Here is a 21,461-nt window from a genome sequence, read left to right on the forward strand (position 1 = left end):
TAAGTATTTTGTAACAATTCGGTACCCATAATGTATGATGAGATTTGCGAAACAAATCTCTAGTTTAGTAAAGGAAAATGCAGTCTTGCTGCGTTTTGTATTGTGTAACGGTTACTAGAAAGTACTGAATAGTTACAGTATTTTTGGATATTAATGATTAGTAAATAAATTATTAATATGAAGTGCACTAGGAGGAATATTATGGAAGAAATTGCGGTTTCCAAAAATTTTATTGAACAAATAATCGACAAGGATTTAGAAGAAGGGTATTATGATATGGTGCATACTCGTTTTCCTCCGGAGCCGAATGGATATCTTCATATTGGACATGCTAAATCAATTTTATTGAATTATGGTTTAGCTAAAAAATATAATGGACAATTTAATATGAGATTTGATGATACCAATCCAACAAAAGAGAAAACGGAATTTGTAGAATCGATTAAAGAAGATATTATGTGGCTTGGAGCAGATTGGGAAGACAGATTGTTTTTTGCATCCAACTATTTTGACCAGATGTATGAAGCTGCTGTAAAGTTAATAAAAAAGGGAAAAGCATACGTTTGTGATTTGACAGCAGAACAAATCAGAGAATTCAGAGGAACTCTTACTGCACCAGGTAAGAACAGCCCATTTAGAAACCGTTCTATAGATGAGAATATGCAATTATTCGAAGATATGAAAAACGATAAATTTCAAGATGGTGAAAAGGTGTTGAGAGCTAAGATTGATATGGCTTCGCCCAATATCAATATGCGTGACCCGATTATTTATCGTGTGGCACATATGACACATCATAATACTGGGGATAAATGGTGTATCTATCCTATGTATGATTTTGCACATCCAATTGAAGATGCGATAGAAGGAATTACACATTCCATTTGTACTTTGGAATTTGAGGATCATAGACCTTTATACGACTGGGTAGTTAGAGAGCTTGAGTATGATAAGCCGCCAAAACAGATTGAATTTGCGAAACTATATTTGACGAATGTGGTAACTGGAAAAAGGTATATTAAAAAGCTGGTTGAGGATGGGGTTGTAGATGGTTGGGATGATCCAAGACTCGTTTCAATTGCTGCCCTTAGAAGAAGAGGTTTTACACCTGAATCGATTAAGATGTTTGTTGAACTATGTGGAGTATCAAAGGCAAACAGTTCTGTAGACTATGCAATGCTTGAATATTGTGTAAGAGAGGATTTAAAGCTTAAAAAATCAAGAATGATGGCTATTTTAGATCCAATTAAATTAATCATAGACAATTATCCGGATGGCGAAGTCGAATATTTAGATGTCGCCAATAATATGGAAAATGAAGAATTAGGTTCAAGACAAGTACCATTTTGCAAAGAATTGTATATTGAAAGAGATGATTTTATGGAAGAGCCACCTAAGAAATATTTTAGATTATTTCCGGGTAATGAGGTGCGCTTAATGAATGCTTACTTTGTGAAATGTGAAAGCTTTGTAAAGGACAGTGAAGGGAAGATTACTGAGGTACATTGTACTTATGATCCTGTGACCAAATGTGGAACGGGCTTTAGCGAAAGAAAGGTAAAAGGTACGATTCATTGGGTGCCAGCACCATATGCTCTTAAGTGTGAAGTCCGGTTATATGAAAACATTGTAAATGAAGAAGCAGGAGTTTATAACGAGGATGGAAGTATTAATCTCAACCCAAACTCACTTACTGTATTAAGGGAATGTTATTTAGAGCCAAGCTTTGATAAAGCTAAAGCCTATGACAGTTACCAATTTGTAAGAAATGGATTTTTCTGTATTGATTCAAAGGACTCAACACCAGAGAAGTTAGTTTTTAATAGAATTGTATCATTAAAGAGTTCGTTTAAGCTTAAATAGCAGGGGGTATGACAAATGGCGAATTTATTATCAGGTTTAGAAAAGTTTGGTTTAGGTAATTTCGAAGATGAGAAGATTTTTGAAGATGAGAAAAAAGCGGAAGCAATTAGTAAGGGTACGGCAGTAAAAGAAACGGCAGAGGAAGATTTGCTATTTGATAAGACCTATCAGTGTCCTGTATGTGATAAGGAATTTAAATCAAAGACGGTACGAACTGGTAAGGCAAAGTTACTTGGTACTGATATTGATTTAAGAGCAAAGTATCAGGGAATTGATCCGCTTAAGTACGACATTGTGTCTTGCCCAAAATGCGGTTATACTACTGTAACCAGGTATTTTAATTTAATTACCAGTCCGCAAGCCAGCTTAATAAGAGAAAAAATCAGCAGGAATTATAAGGCTTCTGTGAACAATGAATCCACGATATCTTATGAAGCAGCAATTGAATCACATAAGTTAGCGTTGGTAAACGCAATTGTGAAAAAATGCAGAGTAAGTGAAAAAGCATACATATGCTTGAAAATTGCATGGCTGATTCGAGGACAGAGAGAAGATTTGGACGAGACTGCAAATGATTATAAGGATTTAGTAACTAAGTCGGAGACAGAAGAGTTGGAGTTTATTAAAAATGCATACGAAGGCTTTAGTGCAGCAGTTGCGAAAGAAGAATTTCCAATGTGTGGTATGGATGAATCAACGATGGACTATTTGCTTGCCGCTTTGGCTTGTCAGTGCAAGCAATATGATATGGCTTCCAGATTGGTATCTAATGTAATTACTTCCAGAGTGGCAAAGAATAATTTGAAAGAAAAGGCTCGTGAACTAAAGACAGTTATTTTGCAAGAAAGAAAAGAAAATTAATAACAAAGACCTTTTATAAGGGTTTGTGTATATCAACGTATTATATTATGGAAAGCAGATTATGCTTTCCATAAATTATATTTAAGGCATATAAGAAGAACTATAGGAGCAGGTGAGTGAATGTATGAATTGATGATAGAACTGGATTCGAATGGTAAGAAGCCTTTGTATGAACAAATCTATGAATATATTAAAAGAGAAATACAAGAGGGAAAATTACCCTTTCATAATAAGCTTCCCTCTACCAGAATTCTTGCTAAGAACCTGCAAATTAGCCGGAGTACGGTAGATTTAGCGTATGAGCAATTGGTTTCGGAAGGTTATATTTTGCCAGTTGCCTGCAAGGGCTATTATGTATGTCAGATTGAAGGCTTGTATCATATTAATAAAACGAAAGAAATGAACGCCTACGATATTGAGAAAAAGCAAGAAAATATCCAGTATGATTTTACACCAAATGGAATTGATACAGAGAATTTTCCATATAGCATATGGAGAAAAATCATGAAAAATACGTTGATGGAGGATAACAGAGAATTATTTCAATTAGGTTTTCCTTTGGGAGAGCCTAATTTAAGAGCAACGATTAGCACTTATCTTCATCAGGCCAGAGGAGTGAACTGTTCTCCGAGTCAAATTATTCTTGGTGCTGGAAATGACTATTTGTTAATGATTTTAAGTCAGATTATTGGAACCAACCATATCATAGCTATGGAAGATCCAACCTATAAACAAGCCTATAAGACCTTTTGTAACCTGAAAATCAGGGTCAATTGTATTGGACTTGATAAGGACGGAATGAATGTAGAACAGCTTGAGGCTACCGACTCCAATATTGCCTATGTTATGCCTTCTCATCAATTTCCACTTGGTATTATCATGCCCATAAAGCGCAGAATGGAACTACTAAATTGGGCATCGAAGAGAGAGAACCGCTATATCATAGAGGATGATTATGACAGTGAATTTCGTTATATCGGAAAGCCTATTCCAAGTTTGCAAGGCTATGACGTCAATGATAAGGTAATCTATATGGGAACTTTTTCTAAATCAATTGCTCCTGCAATTCGAGTTAGTTATATGGTACTTCCTCAAAATCTAATAAAAGACTATTACCAAAAGGGATTCTATGCATCTACCGTATCCAAAATTGACCAGACAATATTAAATACGTTTATTAACCAGGGTTATTATGAAAGGCATTTAAATAAGATGAGAGCCACTTACAAAAATAAACATGACATATTATTGAATGAATTAAAGAGAATAAAAAACATAATAAGCATCACAGGGGAGAATGCAGGCGTGCATGTATTGGCTAATTTTCCAAAGGAAGTGAAAGAAAGTCTGTTGATTGAAAAGGCAAAGCAACAAAATGTTGGAGTATATGGCTTATCTGACTATTATATTAAAGATGATAGGCATGAAAATACAACGATCCTATTAGGTTATGCCAGTCTGGCAGAAAAGGATATAAAAGAAGCGGTAGACAGACTCAGAAATGCATGGGAATTTTAGTAAGAGAAGATAAGGAGTTAAATACTGTAGTTTACTAACATCAGTATTTTAGCTCCTTTGTTTATGAAGCGTGTAAAGAGGAATATACCTCTATACCTCTTTGGTCTGCTCATTCTCTACTATGGTTTCTTTTGTTTCATTGGAGTTGGAAGCTGCTTGTATTGCGTCTTCAACCTTGGGGGTTTCATCGATCTTGGTGGTTTCCTCCGTATTAGACTCTTTATCAAGATTAAGAGAAACATACTCCCTTTTTGCTGAATCTTCTTTGTCCTCTTCTGGAAGTGGGAAATCAAAATCCTCATCATCAAAATCGTCGTCTAAATCATCAAAATCATCATCCCAGAGTTCAGCTTCATTTTTACGTTTAAAATATGCAATACCGGCAGCAATAGCAGCTCCGGAAATTGCTGCAAAAGCTAACAGCTTACTTAATTTTTTATTTGCCATAAATAGCTCCTTTCATAAACTCATTATTAATTATTGTAAACTATTTTAATTAAAAAGAAAAGGTCAAATTATTAACTTAGGATAAATTTTCAAATCAAAAATAGGAAGTTTGTGTTTTAACACATAACTTCCTATAATCTTGTGATCATAATAAAGAGGCTAATAAATTTATTAGATACTATGCTGCTTTATGAAATTTAATAATTAACAAGTTTTTTTCTTTGCGAATGCTCAAACTGCTTAGTGTAACATACTCAAGTTTTTACGGTAGCGCTAATAATATATGCGTCTACAGCCTAAAGGTTAACAACAATAACATTACCAGAGATACTATCGATAATGTTTTGTAAACTTGAAGTTTTCATTGAGTACTTTCTAAATAAGCCCCTTACTGATAATGTTCTCTAAAAATATATGAATTGGATGAAATAATATAATTGTACTTATTCTATTACATAGGTCTTGGATGAGGCTGATGTTCTTCTTTCAATAGTCCAACAGCGTTAGCATAGCATAACCAAGTTTCTACACTAGCTATAACAATTCTAGCTTCTACAGCCAAAAGTTCAATACCAACTAATGAAACTCTAGCCCAAAGGTCAACAACGATTCCCTTGTCAAGGATTCTATCAATTACTTCTGCCAAGCTTGACGCTTCAATTGAATGTTTCATAAATGAAACCTCCTTAATAATTAATTATTTCTAATAATAATATATGAAAGGGCAAAAATTGTGTTACATAAAAAGTATAATAAATACAAAACGGACACCTGTTTTTCAGATGTTTTATTAATGAAAAACACGATTAAAAGAAAATATTTTGTATTAATCCAATTTAGTAAGAAACATTTTGCGAATTACCGAATATCATATAAAGAAAAAGTTGATGGGGGTTTATACATGAAACACTCAATTGAAGCTTCAAGTTTGGCAGAAGTAATTGATAGAATCCTTGACAAGGGAATCGTTGTTGACCTTTGGGCTAGAGTTTCATTAGTTGGTATTGAACTTTTGGCAGTAGAAGCTAGAATTGTTATAGCTAGTGTAGAAACTTGGTTATGCTATGCTAACGCTGTTGGACTATTGAAAGAAGAACATCATCCTAGGGAAATAAAATAAGTGTATCATTATTAAAAAATACCACAGAGTGAAATACTGCACACGGTGAAAACATACAAAGGATGTGAGATAGTCATTATCTCGTGTACGAATACGATACTGTAACATAACTATTATTGGCCGTGTGCGGTAAAAAATTTATGAAAATTGGTAAAGTTTATAAGGATAAAACTATAAAAACTATGGAAATAAATACAAAAATTAAAGGGGGTTGATAAATGGCACATCGTATTCCATCTAAATGGTCATATATTATAAAATACTTGGGAGGACATCCTAATATTACCAAAGAAAGTGATGCGATATTACGATTTACTAAAAAGAGAGTTGAAATAGAGAGTATATATCGAGGGAAAATTGCGTTAGAGTACAAGGATTGTGATCTTGAAATACAATCAGCACTCGAAAGTAAACGTATAGTGATTATATATAAAAATTCCTTTGAATCAGAAAGCAGAATTTTTATTCAAATAAAAAAGGAAAAAGAGGAAAATGTCGTTGAAGTATTTCATATTTATCAAAAATTAGCTTTAGGTTCAGAAGAAAATATTACTGAAGATAGTGAAAGGTTCTTCAAATTATTTAAATAAAAATTTAAATGTTAATTAATTTCCCATGATTTTATGTGTTATATATTTACTTAGTTACATACTATAGATTGTCTATAGTTCGTTCCTATAAAATAATTTCATATAGAATTTATTGAGTGTATTTATAAAAATTGAAAATATGTATAGGGAGGTTGGGAATTCATGTCGAGGGAAGGGGTTAAAAGTTTTGATGATGTTGCAATGGCGTACAATAAAGCTTTTACATTGACTCCATATATAGAAGAAATTACGAATCGAGCTCTTTTATATCTAAATGCAAGATATCCAATTCATTTAAAAGGGCCGGCTGGAACAGGTAAAACTGTATTGGCCATGTATATTGCGCAACTAATCGGAAAACCTACTACCATGATTTTTGGAAATGAAGCAGTTGAAACATCTGATATTGTGGGATCAGATTATGGATTTACAAAAAAGTTAGTAGAAGATAATTATATACATTCTGTTCGTAAAACAGTGGAAGATTATGAGCAAAAATGGATTGATGGCAGAATTATCAATGCCTGCGAAAAAGGGTATGTTCTAATTTATGATGAATTTACCAGATCCAGGCCTGAAACAAATAACATTCTTTTATCTGTGCTTGAAGAAAAAGTACTTGAACTGCCCATCAATTATTATGGAAACAACAAATTACTTAAAATACATCCGGATTTTAAAATTATTTTTACAAGTAATCCAGAAGAGTATACAGGAGTTTATAAATCTCAGGATGCATTAGTAGATCGGTTTATTACACTGGAATTAGATTTTCCAGATTATGATAGTGAAGTTAGTATTGCAATTGCTAATAGTGGAATTACTGAGGAATTAGCAAAAAATCTGGTGCTTATTGTAAGAAAATTCAGAGAAAATAATCGATCTGAGTTTTTAGTATCTTTAAGAGACTCTATCAAATTGTGCAAAATTGTTAAAGAAGGAAAAATAAATGTTGCTTATGATAATGAAATATTTAAAAAAGTTTGTATCGATGTATTAACTTCCGGAATCAGCGTTCAAAGGACACATGTCGACAGAGCAAAGATAAAAGAAGAATTGGATACTATTATGAAAATGGTGTTACAAGAGCGTACTAGAAATATGGTATCACAAGAACAAACCAGATATTATGGAGGAAAAAGATAATGCAAAAAATAAAAACGCTAAGTCATGTTTACGTTAGACCAGAGCCAATTATGAGTGGAGCGTCTATATACCTTAAGCTGCATATTATTGCAAGTCAGATGGAAAGGCTGGAAAACACGAAAGAGTCTTGTCTGAATAAGATTGATATGGCAAATCAAAGGCTGGAATTGCTGGAAAATAGATATAATAATTTAAAAAATCTTTTGTGATTTGGTATTTCTATAGATTTTATTATTTAAATTTAGATCTTTAAATATTCCAAAACAGATATATTTAAAATAATTATGAATATATATGTAAAAAGATTACAAGGAGGGGCATAAATGAAACATTCCATAGAAGCTTCAAGTCTGGCAGAGGTCATTGATCGAATTTTGGATAAAGGTATTGTAATAGATGTATGGGCCAGAGTTTCTCTTGTTGGAATTGAGCTGCTTGCAGTTGAAGCCAGAATTGTAATAGCAAGTGTAGAAACCTGGTTATGTTATGCTGATGCTGTAGGATTACTGGCAAAACCTAGTAAAAATACAGTTTAAATGTATGTTTTTATTTAAGCTTATAGTTCGCAGTGCACAGTCTAAGGTAATTTCATCACTTGCTTCTGTGAACTGTGAACAAAAAGATTACTGTTTGTATCAATTGATTTACTATGAATTTGAAAAAGTGAGGTGAGTTTCATGAAAAAAGTTATCGAAGCAGCAAAAATATTTTTTGAAGATCTTTACGAAAGTACTGCAACTGTTGTAGGAGTAAGTCATTGCGACGAGGGTTGGGAACTGATGGTAGAAGTGATTACGGATGATGATTATACTAAAATACATGCAAAAAAAGATTTGATTTCTGTGTATAAGTTATATATGGACTTGAATTTACAGGTATTATCTTATTCTAGAGAAGAGATAAGAGAGCGTGGTAAGATATTGGAAAAATCAATATAAAATCCAACCTTATTTATGGAGCAAGAGAAATAAAATAATATAAAGTTAGGAAGAGATATAAATGGGATCATACGATGATAAAAGGAATGATGTGAAAGGACCATTCAATAACCTCATGAAAGGGTTGGAAGGTATTTTGGGCATGGTGGATGATTTGATTGTAACCGGAGAGAATTTCAAAAATGTATCCGGAGAAATTGATTTGCCTACCCAAAATAAAATCAAAACCCAATATGACGTGACAATAAAGACAGGATTGAATGAAATGCATTCAGATAGAAAAGCAATCAAAAATGATCAAATTAAGAAAGAACCTAGTATAGATATTTATGCGGAAGAAATAGGATACCAGATTATTGTTCTTACCAGTAATATCGAAGAGGAAGATATTAAAATTTTCGGTAAAGATAACCGTCTTACATTTGAAGCAAAAAATGCAGAGGTAATATATTATAAAGAAATAACGGTACCTTGTATTATAGATAACCAAAAACTTTCATGGACCTATAAAAACGGTGTTACCGAAATTACAATTTGTAAATAAATATAAATATGAAACAATTTGAAAAAGGTTTGTAATTTTACATATAAGTGGAGTGATGAAATATGGAAGAAAATAATAATTTAGTATTAAAAGTAACAGAGACACTATCAAAGGATGTAGGTCATGGCATTGCGCGCATAGATCCTCAATCGATGAGTGCGTTAGAGGTAGGAATTGGAGATATTGTTGAAATTGAGGGTATAAAAAAAAGTATTGCTAAGGTAATGCCAATACAATCCGATTTAAGAGGTATGTCAATCATTCAGATTGACGGTTATACAAGGGAGAGCTCAGGAGTTACCATAGGTGAAAATGTTTCTGTAAAAAAGATAGAATGCGAGAAAGCAAAAAGAGTAAATTTACTTAAAATTAATGCTAAAACTAAAGATGCCAATGAAGAAGAAGGAATCTACATAAGTCGATTAATTGACGGACTAGCATTGTTAAAAGGTAATAAAATCAGAGCCAATTTAATGGGATCCTTATTTTATGAATTTATGGTAGAAAGTACAGAGCCAGAGGGAGCGGTTATTGTAACCCATGATACAAAAATAAAAATCATAAACAGTAAAGAGCAGGGAAACTTTAATCTTAGAGTGACATATGAGGATATTGGTGGTCTTGGAAATGAAATGTTAAAGATACGAGAAATGATAGAGTGGCCATTAAAGCATCCCAATTTGTTTGAAAAGCTGGGAATTGATGCGCCAAAAGGAGTTCTTTTGCATGGAGCACCCGGAACTGGAAAAACATTAATTGCTAAAGCGATTGCAAATGAGACAGATTCTTATTTTGTTAGTATCAATGGTCCTGAAATAATACATAAGTTTTATGGAGAAAGTGAAGCGAAGCTACGGGAAATCTTTGACAAGGCTGTGAAAAATGCTCCAAGTATTATATTTATTGATGAAATTGATGCAATTGCTCCAAAGAGAGAAGAAACCAAAGGAGATGTAGAAAAGCGTGTAGTTGCTCAATTGTTAACACTCATGGATGGAATCAGGGACAGAGGACGAGTGATGGTAATTGGAGCAACCAACATACCAAATTCTTTAGACCCTGCGCTTAGACGTCCAGGCAGATTCGATCGAGAAATTCAGATAGGGATACCAGATGTAAAATGCCGTATGGATATTTTAAATATACATACCAGAGGTATGCCTCTAGGCTCAGACGTAGATATCAAGAAATTGTCAGAATTAACAGGAGGTTTTGTTGGGGCTGACTTAAATGCTTTATGTAGAGAAGCAGCTATGATAACTGTAAGGGATGCGTTTCAGGGACAGGAGCTAAGCAATGAATATCAGCTAAATGAAATTATATTTCATCTGAGTATTCCAATGAATAATTTTATGCGGGCACTTTGTCAAGTAGAGCCTTCCGTCATTCGAGATGTCATAATTGAGGCGCCAGATGTTTCTTGGCAAGATGTAGGTGGTTTAGGAGAAGTAAAGCAGTATTTTAAAGAGATTATTGAATGGCCATTTCAATACAGAGAAATTTATGATTATGTCAAAGCGAATGTTCCAAAAGGGATTTTATTGTATGGAGCCCCAGGAACAGGAAAGACATTACTTGCAAAAGCCCTTGCCAATGAACTAGGCTTTAATTTTCTTTGTGTTAAAAGTTCTGAATTAATGTCAAAATGGTATGGAGAATCTGAAAAAAATATTCGTCAGATATTTAAGAAAGCAAGAGAAGCAGCTCCAAGTATTATCTTTTTTGATGAGATTGATTGCTTGATGAAAGCACGGGGAACTCATAATGAATCATCCGATGTGCAAGATCGTATTACCAGTCAGGTACTCATAGAAATGGATGGGGTACAGGAAATGAGAGATGTTATTGTAATGGGTGCAACAAACAGAATTCAAGTTATGGATGAAGCACTTTTAAGGTCCGGTAGGTTTGATATACAAATAGAAGTAGGAAAACCAGATTGTCCCGCCCGAGAAGAAATTTTCAAAATTCATTTGGAAGGCAGACCGTTGGAAAAAGACTTATGTTTTAAGGAACTTGGGGAAAATACGGCTGGGTTGTCAGGAGCAGATATTAAACATATCTGTGATGAAGCGGCTTTATTGGTAGCTAAGCAATGCGTTACGGAAGGATTAAAATTGGAAGAGGCAGTAATTACAACATCCTTGTTGAAATCGATAATAGATGGACAAAAATGGAGGTATTCTAATGACAAGCCTTGAAGGAATTTATTTATATTGCATTATTCCAAAACAAGAAAATATTAAGATAGAAAACATAGGATTAGAGGAAGGAAAGTTATATACGGTTGAATATAAAGATATTCTGGCTGTAGTTAGCAATGTCCCTTATAAAGTTTATGATTTTTCTATGGAAAATATTGAAATACATGAAAATGTTGTTAAGGATTTAATGAACTACTATACTGTGTTGCCCTTTAACTATGGAAACGTTTTAAAGACGAGAAATGATTTGAATTCATTTTTAAAAGCAACTTATATTAATTTAAAGAAAAATATTTTAAAAGTAACAGGTAAAATAGAAGTAGGATTAAAAATATTTATAAAGAGTGAGTATTTGAATTCTGTGATTGAGAATGATGATATTAGGAGAATGAAGAAACAGATCGCAGGAATGAATGAACAACTGGCGGTTAACCTTAAAGTGGAATTAGGCAGAATGGTTAAAAAAGCACTGGAGAAAAAGCAAGGAGAGCTTGAAAGCAAGATTTTTTTAAAATTAAAAAAGTTTAGTTCACATGCAAGGTCAAATGAGTGTAATACGGTAAACATGGTTCTCAATGCTTCTTTTTTAATTGAAAAAGAGAAATTGGATTTGTTTACTGAAGAATTAAATAAGTTAACTCCGTCTTATGATGAAAAATATATGATAAAATTCACCGGACCTTGGCCACCGTATAATTTTGTAGAAATATCTAAATAGGATAAGGGAGTGTGAAATATGTCAATATTGGAAAATTTTATAAATTTTGTATCTTTAATACATGATTATATTGATCAAGAAATTAATGATGAAGGTAAAGTACAAAAAGAGTTGTATGAGGTACGGTTAAAATATGAAATGGAAGAAATCAGCGAAAATGATTATGAGGAGATTAAGGATCATCTTATGCTGCGGCTTCAGGAAATTAAAGAAAGAAAACAGAATTATGATGAAGAGTGACAGTTTTAGATATTGAGTCAAAATGCATGTCAACAAAAAATATTTCGTTAAAGGGGGGAGATAAATGATAGAAGCGTCTCGAGATAAAAATGATAGGGGTTCGTTGGTAGATGTTATTGACAGGCTTCTGGATAAAGGACTGGTAATAAATGCAGATATTGTTGTTTCAGTAGCGGGAGTTGAGCTCTTAGGGGTAAAGGTAAGAGCGGCACTCTCCTCCTTTGCAACAGCGGCAAAATATGGTCTAGAGTTTCCATCGGGTACGAATCTAGAAACAGCAGCATGGAAAGAAGCACAGTCTGGTGTAGAGACATGTCCACAATGTGGTAAGGAAGTATCAAAGGAAGAATTGTTAAATGATTGTTGCCCATGGTGCGGATGGATGAGTGCTAAAGCGGAAAAGAGATTAAAAGAGAAAGAACTCCAAGGAGTGCCTCTTATTGCGGCACCGGTTCAGCAGTAATTATAAAACTCTTAAAACAACTTAGAATATATAGATAATTTTCACAACAGTGAGTGGAGGATAAAGATGACGCGAGAAGAGCAATTTCAGTCAGATAACCTAAGTATATTTTTAAACAGCTTAGATGAGAAGAGCAGAAAAATTTTTTGGTATTTTCGATGTCATGGGCATGCCAGAATTGCTGAATTAACAGAGCTTATTGGATCTTTGGCAGATATGGAAGTATTAGATAGGCTGAGAGAGGTTATTAACCCTGCGGCTATTGAAATTTTTGGCAAGCCTATATTGGAATTTAGAGAATCTGGACTGGACCGTATGAGTGGTAAAAAAATACCTTTTCATTGGTGGTTATCAGATGATTTATCAGATAATCAGTTATTTATAGGGGAGGGTGGAAAGCCATTGGTAGATGTTTTTGATGAAGAGAATCAGATTGTAATTATCACTGAAATATCCTCTTCCATTACGCTGAGTGATAGGGTAAAAATAGAGCAACGGCATGGAATAGTACAAATCACGTTGAGTAAAAATCAGTAGTAGAAAGAAGGAAAGAAATTTTATGGCATTAGAAATCGATGAAGACAATTTAAAACATGGCTTATTGGGTCTAATTATGGCTTTGGTGGAAATTATAAGGGACTCTTTAAAGCATCAAGCCCGTAAAAGGATGATGGGTGGCTCATTAACGAGTGAGGAAATGGAAAAGTTAGGGAATGCTTTAATGGAGCTTGATATTGCAATTGAAGGGATTAAGGAAGAGCAAGGTATTACGGAATCGGTAAAAGGAGTAAGAGATGGTCTGGATGAAATTGTAGACAGTGTTGTAGACCGATTAGTGAATCCCCAAAGATGGGCAGAGGATGCAGAAGAAAACGTTTAAGTTAAGGTGGTGAGGAGAATGGAATACCTTTATATTGTTATGCTTTTACAAGAAAATGGAAAAGAAATCAATGTTTCAAATATACATAAAATTTTATCAAGTTTAGATAAAGAAGTAGAGGATGAAAAAATACAATTTTTTGTGTCAGCATTATCTGTAATCTTGTCTCCAGAGGGTAAAAAACCAGATAAAGAAATCAAAAAAGAAGAAAATAAAGAAATAGGTAAGGAAGTAAATCTCATTAATGAAAAATTTACAAAGATGCAGAGACGGTTTGACTATATGGAAAGTTCTATCGAATCAATGAAGGAGAAGCTGGAAGATATCAAAAGTGAACGGCTATCAATCAGCCTGGTAGAAGAAAAGCCATCAAATATAGTTCAACCGATAGGAGAAAAGCATGAGGATATGCTTCAACCAGAAGAAGAAAAGCTCTCGAATATAGTTCAACCGATAGGAGAAAAGCATGAGGATATGCTTCAACCAGAAGAAGAAAAGCTCTCGAATATAGTTCAACCGATAGGAGAAAAGCATGAGGATATGCATCAACCAGAAGAAGAAAAGCTCTCGGATATAGTTCAACCGATAGAAGAAAAGCCTGAGAATATAGTTCAAATGAGAGAGGTTGTGACGAGGCAAGAAAAGGAAGATTATTTTAAAACGGTAGAGGAAAGAGAGAGTTTAAATAATCTGTCAGAAGAAGCAAAACAGAGTGATTCTCAGAATCAGCCTGCTAGATATGTATATGGAATAGCTGGTAAAGGTGAAAGAGAGAGTTTGGGAAACATAGGACTGGATGGAGCAAATGTATATACCATTCCTTATAAAGATGCATGTATTGTTGTACATGACTGCCAAGCTGAACCATATGAATCAGAAGATGAAAATGTTGTAAAGGAATGGCTCTTTACACAACAAGAAGTTTTGGATATTGTAGCTGAAAAATTTGATAGTGTACTTCCAATGAGCTTTGATATGATTATTGAAGGAAAAAGTGGAAGTGATCCTGAAGAAGCGGCAATCAAGTGGCTAGATAAGAATTATGAGAGTTTCATGGAAACCCTGTCAAAAATAGAGAATTGTCAAGAATATGGTATTCAAGTCATTTTGGATTCTGGGTCTTTAAGTGAAACTATTTTTGAAAAAGATGAAAAGATTAAAAAAAAGAAAGAAGAAATTGATTCAAAACCCGAAGGAATCGCTTATATGGAGAGAGAAATACTAAAAGATTTAGTGAAGGAAAGAATTGAGGAAATAGCAGATCAATACTTCAAAGAGTTTTATGCAATGATTAAAAAATATCCTGCTGATATCGTAATCGGAAAGGTAAAAATGGTAGGAGGTAATCAGCAGATGCTGATGAACTTATCGTGCCTTGTTAAGAAGGATCGTGTTGCACCATTAGGAGAAGCATTAGAGGAAATTGAAAATCATGAAGGAATAACAGTAAGATTTAGTGGACCGTGGGCACCTTACAGTTTTGTTACTCCCGAGAAGGGAGCAATAAGCAATGGTAACGGATAGAAAAGATAATATTATCTTAAAGTCCCAAGGTACCATTGAAAGAAGATCTGCTTGGCAGATTGGACACTTGTATCTTACTGGAAATAATTTATATTTTATGCAGATGAATAAGTGTTTGTTTGAAATTGGGCTGGATAGAATTATAAAAATCTGCATTATAAAAAAAACATGGCTTTTAGGATGCAAAGTGAAACAGTTGTGCATCGACTATCATAGTGTAAAGGGAGAACAACAAATTTACTTAGCATTGGCAGAACCTGAGAAGTGGGTTAGCATTATAAAAAAAACAATGGCACTTAAGCTAATAGAAAGGCGGGGTTACAATGGAGCCAAACCGGAGTCCCCAAACGACTCTTAATGATCTGTTAGACAGAATACTTGATAAGGGCATATTATTAAATACAGATCTAATTGTAACAGTAGCTGGGATTCCTCTAATTGGTATTAATCTAAAACTGGCTCTTGCTGGTATGGAGACGATGCTGGAATATGGAGTTATGAAAGATTGGGATGAAGCACAGCGCGCTGTGGCAATGAAGGAAACAGAAAAACAAAAACCAAAGTTAGAAAGAGATGAGTACATTATTTTCAGTGTGTTTGGTACTCATTGGTACAGCAAAGGAATTTATAATAACTGGAGAGCAGGAACGATATACCTTACAAACAAGAGACTGATTATGTTTCGAAAAATACCCTATGAAATTCTTCTGGAAATATATTACGAAGAGGTGAAAGCTATGGCATTTCAAGAAAAAGATCATTTCAATGGCAAAAGGGAGGAGCTTTGCCTTTTATTAAAAGAAGAAATGATAATCATGCATACGACAGATGTTCATGCATTGAAAAAAGCCATAGAAGACATCATGATTACAAAAGGGTTAAGCTTAGAAGAAAATCCTATTTTCCCGGTGGAAAAAGAAGTTCTGGGAGAATTCTTGCAACCGGAAGAAGAGGTAACGCATAGCAGTAAAATGTGGTTTCGTTATTCTTATATCATGGATGGAACCACGCATTACCAATGGAAACCGGGACATTTATATCTTACCGATCAAAGACTTTGCTGGTGGTATGATTTTGATAAAAAGCTGCTTTTCGATATTTCTACAGATACGTTAGTACATATTGCAGTACAGGATGTACAATTTGGAAGTGCACCGGTAGAAGAAAAATCGCTGGTTCTAATGTATAAGGAAGATCAGAATAATCAAGCAGTGTGTTTTTCAGATAATCAGGAATCTTTGATAGAATGGGAAAAAGTAATTGGAGAACAAATAATAAATAAGGAAAATGAAAATGAGAAAAATATGGAGACCTGCCCGCTATGTGGCAAAAAGGAAAAAAGGGAGAGCTTGCTTTCGTATGGCTGTTCACGATGTGGTTGGATGAGTCACAGGGAGCAATAATAAAAGGAGGAGTAAGCCGATATGATGGATGTATGTATCGGAAGAAAAAATGGATTATCTTTGAAAGTACAAGAAGCAGAGTCAAAAGATGTTGGTCGTGGGATAGCACGAATGGATCAGGATGATATGGCTCGATTAGGTGCTGAGGTAGGGGACATTATTTATGTGTCAGGAAAAAAGGATACGGTTGCTAAACTGCTTCCGTTGTATCAAGATTACAGACACAATTCCATTATACAGATAGACAATATTATTAGAGAAAATGCCGGTATCGATTTAGAGGATTATATAATTGTAAAAAAATGTGTCTGTTTTCCGGCTGACACTGTAGTATTAGCACCTATTTTAAAAGACGGTGAAGAAGTAGATGACTGGGATGTCGAATATATAAAAAAATGTGTAGAAGGCATTCCGGTTATAATAGGAGATAAAGTTAGAATAAAATTTTTTGGAGCAAAAGTCTTAGATTTTAAAGTAGTCAAAACTTATCCTAAGGAAACGGTGCTTTTAAATTCTGATACAGTTATTAAATTTACGGATCAAACAAATGAAGCAAAAATCGGTGGCAGAGCAGCATATGAGGATATAGGTGGACTTCATGCCGAAATAAAGCGAGTAAGAGAAATGATTGAACTGCCATTTCGATTTCCGGAAATATTTGAAAAAATTGGAGTAGACCCGCCTAACGGTGTATTACTTTGTGGGCCTCCCGGAACAGGAAAAACGTTGATTGCCAGAGCAGTAGCTACAGAAACCGATGCATATTTTACCGTTGTGAATGGGCCTGAAATCATTCACAAATTTTATGGAGAGAGTGAAGCGAATCTAAGAGATGTCTTTGAAGAGGCTGCAAGACAGGCTCCTGCTATTATTTTTATTGATGAGATAGATGCAATTGCACCTAAAAGAACAGAGGTAACAGGGGAAGTAGAGAAAAGAGTAGTAGGACAACTTTTGGCATTAATGGACGGATTAAAAAAGCGCAAGCAGGTGGTTGTGATTGGAGCCACAAATATTCCTGATGTATTAGATCCAGCTCTTCGCAGGCCGGGCAGGTTTGACAGGGAAATCACTATCAGTGTTCCTAATCAAGAGGAAAGAGTTGAAATTCTCAAGATTCATACAAGAGGGATGCCACTTGCAGATGATGTAGATTTAGTTAAAATATCTGAAATTACCCATGGGTTTGTCGGCGCAGATTTGGAGGCAATATGTCGTGAAGCTGGAATGTATGCTGTTCGAAAGATACTTCCTGAAATAGATTTTTATCATCATGTTATCCCCTATGAAACTTTGATGACACTGGAAATTAATATGGAACATTTTACTCATGCCATAGGTGCAGTTGAGCCATCTGCTATTAGAGAAGTGTTTGTTGAGATTCCAAACGTTATGTGGGACGATATCGGTGGTTTATCGGAAATAAAATCAGCATTAAAAAAAGCAATAGAATGGCCGTTGAAATATAAAAAACTTTTCAATCATTTAAATGCTCATTCTCCAAAGGGAATTTTGTTGACAGGCCCCCCAGGTGTTGGGAAAACTCTGATAGCAAAAGCAGCAGCCTCTATGAGCAATGCAAATTTTATATCAATAAAGGGGCCCGCTCTTTTCTCAAAGTGGGTTGGTGAGTCAGAAAAAAAAGTGAGAGAAATATTTAAAAAGGCGAAGCAAGCGGCACCTTGTATAATATTTTTTGATGAGATTGATGCCTTAACAAGTCAGCGGGCTTTAGACGATGCGGATTCAGGCGTGGGTAAAAGAGTAATAAGTCAATTACTGACGGAATTGGATGGAATAGAAGAACTAAAAGGTGTTGTTGTTCTTGCTGCTACAAATCGAATTGAATTAGTTGATCAAGCACTTTTGCGGCAAGGTAGATTTGATCAGATTTTTGAAATTGCAGCACCAAATGAGCAGGAAAGATTTGATATATTTAATATTCATATGAGGAATCGACCAGTTTCAGAGAGAATTAATATAGAGGAATTGGTCAGTAGAACATCTGGATTTGTAGGTGCAGATATCTATAGTGTATGTGAAAAGGCTGCGATGAATGCTATTGACAGTTATTTGGAGAGTATGAATGATAATATGGAAAATTTATCTATTCATGAAAGGGATTTGTATCAGGCAATCGACGAAGTAGTTAAAATAAAGAATGCGGCAAAATCCTTGGCGCTGGTCTGAATATTTTATAGAACAAAGCGGACAAGTCCGCATCAGCTCCCTAATCTCTCACTCATGAGGGACTTAACCGCTTTGCCGCGCCGAATGCTGTCATGCTGTGACATTTTCCACTTGCATTCGTGCACATTATGCTTTTATTTCATAGAGAAATCAAAGCTTATACGTTACCACAACCAGGTCTTTTCTATGAAATAAAATAAGCTTCGCTCCATAGCTAATAAGCTAGCTATGGAGCGAAGCAATTCTCATGACAAGTAAAAGAAATGTCTTTCATCTTGTTTTAATAATAATCCTCATTACTAAGTGGCATTATTAATCGAGATGTTCTGGAAGTTATTTGTATTAAAGGAATATAAAGGAGTTTTAGGTTTAGATTATTAAGTTCCTGCATAAATTCTCCTACATATATTGGATTCGGTTTCGGAGGGTGATTAGGTTCTTGGATCGGATGATTATATTCATTTTTGTAAGAGTCTATATTGTTTTCAGCAAGTTTTTTTGAGATTTGGGTTGCTAGTATTTCAGGGGAAGACAAGCTGCTTTTTACTTCATCAATACTTGAATATTCTGCATTTTCCATAAGATGTCTGATAAGTTCATTTTCTATTTGCATTTTTTGGCTGATTGGTGCATCTATTTTAGATACAACATCGTCAACATAATCTAAAATACTCTTTTCTAACATAATAATCCCCCATTTGTTTGTTCGTTCATTATATAATATGACAGATTTTGTTATAATGTGCATAGTTTATGAGGAAAAATGTCATACATACTCTAAGAAAGTATCTTGTAATAGTTGTAAATAGAAAATGTTTATAATATAATCGATTCAAGATGTTAATTTATAGAGGTGAAATAATGGCAGTTTTACAGGATAAGATTATTATATTTTTCATGTGCTTTCTTTCGGTATTCTTTTGGGAAATTAATTCGGAAACGGTTATCTGTGTTTTGATTGCAGCATCAATAAGTTCATTTTGTTATTATTTTAATTCAAAAAAAGTGACAGTTGTGTTATTACTTTTGTATGGGGGGATTTGTATTGTAAATCCTATATTTTGTATTTTTTTACCTTTGTTCGTATATGATATAGCATTATTCAGACTAAAGATAGTTGGTGCCATAGTATTTCTTTTCACATTGAAATATTGGTACAAAAATGAGACTTTGATTGTTTTGATAGGAATTTTATCAGTGGCATTATCTTGGCTATTGCAGGTGAGAACCGAAAAATTTAACAGTCTGAATTACGAATATAAAAGATTGCGAGATACCAGCCAGGAGCTTAATCTATATCTTAGTAAGAAGAATAAAATGCTGATTGAAAATCAAGATTATGAAATACATTTAGCAACACTTAAGGAGCGAAACCGTATTGCCAGAGAGATACATGATAACGTAGGTCATATGCTATCAAGATCATTGCTCCAGGTTGGTGCATTAATGACAATTTATAAAGAAGAGGTAATATCCTCCAATTTATTGTTACTAAAAGAGACTTTAAATGATGCAATGAACAGCATCAGAGAAAGCGTACATGGATTACATGACGACTCCATTGATTTATATTCTAACATAAGCAGCATGATTCAAAAATTTGCTGAGTATAAAATAAATTTGGATTATGATATGTCAGATGATGCACCAATTAATATTAAGTATTGTTTCATCATGGTTATAAAGGAGGGGTTATCAAACGTAGCCAAGCATAGTAATGCAGATAGGATTGATATTATAGTAAGGGAGCATCCTGTTTTTTATCAATTTTTGCTTCAGGACAATGGCAGGAATGGTAATAGGAAAATCTCTGATTCAGGTATTGGTTTAGAAAATATGAGAGCAAGAGTAATGAATTTAAATGGAACTATTACCATTGACAAGCAAGAAGGCTTTAAAATTTTTATAACCATTCCTAAAAAGGAAGTTAAGCAGAATAAATAGGCAGTAATTTTTCTTATTTAAAATTTAAAAAGCACATAATGGAGGCAAAATGAAAATAGTAATTGTAGATGACGATAAGCTTGTAGCCTTATCACTTAAGACCATTTTAGAGGCAAGTCAGGAAGTGGAAGTATTGGCATTAGGGCAGAACGGACAGGAAGCAATTGATTTATATTATCAGTTTCAGCCAGAGGTGTTGTTAATGGATATTAGAATGGATTTTATGACAGGAATAGAAGCAGCAAGACATATTCTTTCCAAATATCCTTTGGCAAGAATATTATTTTTAACCACTTTTTCAGATGATGAATATGTGATTCAGGCTTTAAAGCTTGGCGCTAAGGGCTACATACTAAAGCAGAATTTTGATAGTATTTTGCCAGCGATTCAGGCGGTATATAGTGGGCAAAGCGTTTTTGGAAATGAAATTGTATCCAAAATACCACAATTTATGAACAATGAACAGGGCAAAGATTTTTCTGCTTATGGTATTACAGCGAAAGAATTTGAGATGATAGAATTGGTTGCGAAAGGCTTAAGTAATAAAGAAATTGCAAAAAAGCTATATTTAAGTGAGGGCACCGTTAGAAACTATTTAAGTTTGATACTTGACAAGCTGGATTTAAGAGATAGAACGCAGCTTGCCGTATTTTATTATAAAAATTAAATATTCTTTTATTGAGAGGACAGTGAGATATTCACGGTTCTCTTTATTTGTGTACCATTTTTACATATAAAGTAATTACATTTGTCATATAAACAGATGATTCGCTACACTTAATTTGGGAAGGATAAAGTATTATGATAAGAATACATCTTAAATTTATTTTTGGCAGAGCATGAAAGAAAGAGTGAGCCTGTAGATTGC

The 21,461-nt window shown here is 34.0% G+C and carries 25 protein-coding genes; 22 read left to right on the top strand and 3 right to left on the bottom strand.

Annotation, left to right across the window (positions count from 1 at the left end; all coding sequences use genetic code 11):
- The first annotated feature begins 201 nt into the window (after positions 1-201).
- The 3 genes from C8E03_RS18495 (at position 202) to pdxR (ending at position 4,242) form a co-directional block, all read left to right on the top strand.
- Positions 202-1,863, top strand: a complete 1,662-nt coding sequence (locus C8E03_RS18495; protein WP_094378270.1) for a glutamine--tRNA ligase/YqeY domain fusion protein — start codon at positions 202-204, stop codon at positions 1,861-1,863.
- Between the two features lie 15 nt (positions 1,864-1,878).
- A complete protein-coding gene (locus C8E03_RS18500) occupies positions 1,879-2,724 on the top strand; it encodes a DUF2225 domain-containing protein (RefSeq protein ID WP_110291810.1) in 846 nt (281 codons plus the stop codon).
- A gap of 120 nt (positions 2,725-2,844) precedes the next feature.
- Positions 2,845-4,242 carry a MocR-like pyridoxine biosynthesis transcription factor PdxR gene (gene pdxR, locus C8E03_RS18505; protein ID WP_094378268.1) on the top strand — a complete coding sequence of 466 codons (1,398 nt, stop codon included), beginning with the start codon at positions 2,845-2,847 and terminating at the stop codon, positions 4,240-4,242.
- 90 nt (positions 4,243-4,332) lie between these two features.
- Here the strand turns inward: pdxR and C8E03_RS22095 are convergent, their stop codons facing one another.
- Together C8E03_RS22095 and gvpA (C8E03_RS18515) are read right to left on the bottom strand one after the other, a co-directional pair.
- Complete coding sequence (locus C8E03_RS22095; protein WP_094378267.1) at positions 4,333-4,689, bottom strand: hypothetical protein; 357 nt, start codon at positions 4,687-4,689, stop codon at positions 4,333-4,335.
- Positions 4,690-5,140: 451 nt separating this feature from the next.
- Positions 5,141-5,362: a gas vesicle structural protein GvpA gene (gene gvpA / locus C8E03_RS18515; RefSeq protein WP_110291812.1), complete on the bottom strand. Its 222-nt coding sequence runs from the start codon at positions 5,360-5,362 to the stop codon at positions 5,141-5,143.
- A 228-nt stretch (positions 5,363-5,590) separates the two neighbouring features.
- On the opposite strand from gvpA (C8E03_RS18515), the gene gvpA (C8E03_RS18520) reads away from it, so the two are divergent.
- From gvpA (C8E03_RS18520) to C8E03_RS18600, 17 genes are all read left to right on the top strand, one after another.
- Positions 5,591-5,809, top strand: coding sequence for a gas vesicle structural protein GvpA (gene gvpA, locus C8E03_RS18520; RefSeq protein ID WP_110291813.1), 219 nt, complete (start codon positions 5,591-5,593; stop codon positions 5,807-5,809).
- Positions 5,810-6,027: 218 nt separating this feature from the next.
- Complete coding sequence (locus C8E03_RS18525; RefSeq protein WP_094376574.1) at positions 6,028-6,399, top strand: hypothetical protein; 372 nt, start codon at positions 6,028-6,030, stop codon at positions 6,397-6,399.
- A 162-nt stretch (positions 6,400-6,561) separates the two neighbouring features.
- The gene (gene gvpN, locus C8E03_RS18530; RefSeq protein ID WP_094376573.1) at positions 6,562-7,545 is read left to right on the top strand and encodes a gas vesicle protein GvpN; all 984 of its coding nucleotides are present in this window, start codon (positions 6,562-6,564) and stop codon (positions 7,543-7,545) included.
- Positions 7,545-7,754 carry a hypothetical protein gene (locus C8E03_RS18535; protein WP_094376572.1) on the top strand — a complete coding sequence of 70 codons (210 nt, stop codon included), beginning with the start codon at positions 7,545-7,547 and terminating at the stop codon, positions 7,752-7,754. Before gvpN ends, C8E03_RS18535 begins: the two co-directional genes overlap by 1 nt.
- A gap of 114 nt (positions 7,755-7,868) precedes the next feature.
- Complete coding sequence (gvpA, locus tag C8E03_RS18540; RefSeq protein ID WP_094376571.1) at positions 7,869-8,081, top strand: gas vesicle structural protein GvpA; 213 nt, start codon at positions 7,869-7,871, stop codon at positions 8,079-8,081.
- Positions 8,082-8,222: 141 nt separating this feature from the next.
- On the top strand, positions 8,223-8,483 hold the full coding sequence (gvpO, locus tag C8E03_RS18545) for a gas vesicle protein GvpO (RefSeq protein WP_094376570.1): 261 nt from the start codon (positions 8,223-8,225) through the stop codon (positions 8,481-8,483).
- Positions 8,484-8,544: 61 nt separating this feature from the next.
- Complete coding sequence (locus tag C8E03_RS18550) at positions 8,545-9,027, top strand: Hsp20/alpha crystallin family protein (RefSeq protein WP_094376569.1); 483 nt, start codon at positions 8,545-8,547, stop codon at positions 9,025-9,027.
- A 62-nt stretch (positions 9,028-9,089) separates the two neighbouring features.
- Positions 9,090-11,228 (top strand): CDC48 family AAA ATPase, encoded by a 2,139-nt coding sequence (locus tag C8E03_RS18555; RefSeq protein ID WP_094376568.1) that lies wholly within the window; start codon positions 9,090-9,092, stop codon positions 11,226-11,228.
- Positions 11,215-11,949, top strand: coding sequence for a GvpL/GvpF family gas vesicle protein (locus C8E03_RS18560; protein ID WP_170123063.1), 735 nt, complete (start codon positions 11,215-11,217; stop codon positions 11,947-11,949). Before C8E03_RS18555 ends, C8E03_RS18560 begins: the two co-directional genes overlap by 14 nt.
- Positions 11,950-11,967: 18 nt before the next feature.
- Entirely contained in the window at positions 11,968-12,189 is a 222-nt protein-coding gene (locus C8E03_RS18565) for a gas vesicle protein GvpG (RefSeq protein WP_094376566.1), read from the top strand.
- Between the two features lie 64 nt (positions 12,190-12,253).
- Entirely contained in the window at positions 12,254-12,652 is a 399-nt protein-coding gene (locus C8E03_RS18570) for a gas vesicle protein (RefSeq protein ID WP_094376565.1), read from the top strand.
- Between the two features lie 66 nt (positions 12,653-12,718).
- Positions 12,719-13,189 (top strand): hypothetical protein, encoded by a 471-nt coding sequence (locus C8E03_RS18575; protein ID WP_094376564.1) that lies wholly within the window; start codon positions 12,719-12,721, stop codon positions 13,187-13,189.
- A gap of 22 nt (positions 13,190-13,211) precedes the next feature.
- On the top strand, positions 13,212-13,532 hold the full coding sequence (gvpK, locus tag C8E03_RS18580; RefSeq protein ID WP_094376563.1) for a gas vesicle protein GvpK: 321 nt from the start codon (positions 13,212-13,214) through the stop codon (positions 13,530-13,532).
- Between the two features lie 18 nt (positions 13,533-13,550).
- Positions 13,551-15,056: a GvpL/GvpF family gas vesicle protein gene (locus tag C8E03_RS18585; RefSeq protein ID WP_110291814.1), complete on the top strand. Its 1,506-nt coding sequence runs from the start codon at positions 13,551-13,553 to the stop codon at positions 15,054-15,056.
- On the top strand, positions 15,043-15,414 hold the full coding sequence (locus C8E03_RS18590; RefSeq protein WP_110291815.1) for a hypothetical protein: 372 nt from the start codon (positions 15,043-15,045) through the stop codon (positions 15,412-15,414). The genes C8E03_RS18585 and C8E03_RS18590 overlap by 14 nt, the downstream gene beginning before the upstream one ends.
- A complete protein-coding gene (gene gvpJ / locus C8E03_RS18595) occupies positions 15,380-16,459 on the top strand; it encodes a gas vesicle protein GvpJ (protein ID WP_094376560.1) in 1,080 nt (359 codons plus the stop codon). The genes C8E03_RS18590 and gvpJ overlap by 35 nt, the downstream gene beginning before the upstream one ends.
- A 21-nt stretch (positions 16,460-16,480) precedes the next feature.
- On the top strand, positions 16,481-18,649 hold the full coding sequence (locus C8E03_RS18600; protein WP_242993647.1) for a CDC48 family AAA ATPase: 2,169 nt from the start codon (positions 16,481-16,483) through the stop codon (positions 18,647-18,649).
- A gap of 280 nt (positions 18,650-18,929) precedes the next feature.
- Here the strand turns inward: C8E03_RS18600 and C8E03_RS18605 are convergent, their stop codons facing one another.
- Positions 18,930-19,334, bottom strand: a complete 405-nt coding sequence (locus C8E03_RS18605) for a hypothetical protein (protein WP_094376559.1) — start codon at positions 19,332-19,334, stop codon at positions 18,930-18,932.
- Between the two features lie 176 nt (positions 19,335-19,510).
- On the opposite strand from C8E03_RS18605, the gene C8E03_RS18610 reads away from it, so the two are divergent.
- On the top strand, positions 19,511-20,593 hold the full coding sequence (locus C8E03_RS18610) for a sensor histidine kinase (protein WP_170123064.1): 1,083 nt from the start codon (positions 19,511-19,513) through the stop codon (positions 20,591-20,593).
- A 49-nt stretch (positions 20,594-20,642) separates the two neighbouring features.
- Positions 20,643-21,260 (top strand): response regulator transcription factor, encoded by a 618-nt coding sequence (locus C8E03_RS18615; RefSeq protein WP_094376557.1) that lies wholly within the window; start codon positions 20,643-20,645, stop codon positions 21,258-21,260.
- The last annotated feature ends 201 nt before the right edge of the window (positions 21,261-21,461 follow it).

Origin of the sequence: Lachnotalea glycerini (assembly GCF_003201285.1) — a bacterium.
Lineage (GTDB): Bacteria > Bacillota > Clostridia > Lachnospirales > Lachnospiraceae > Lachnotalea > Lachnotalea glycerini.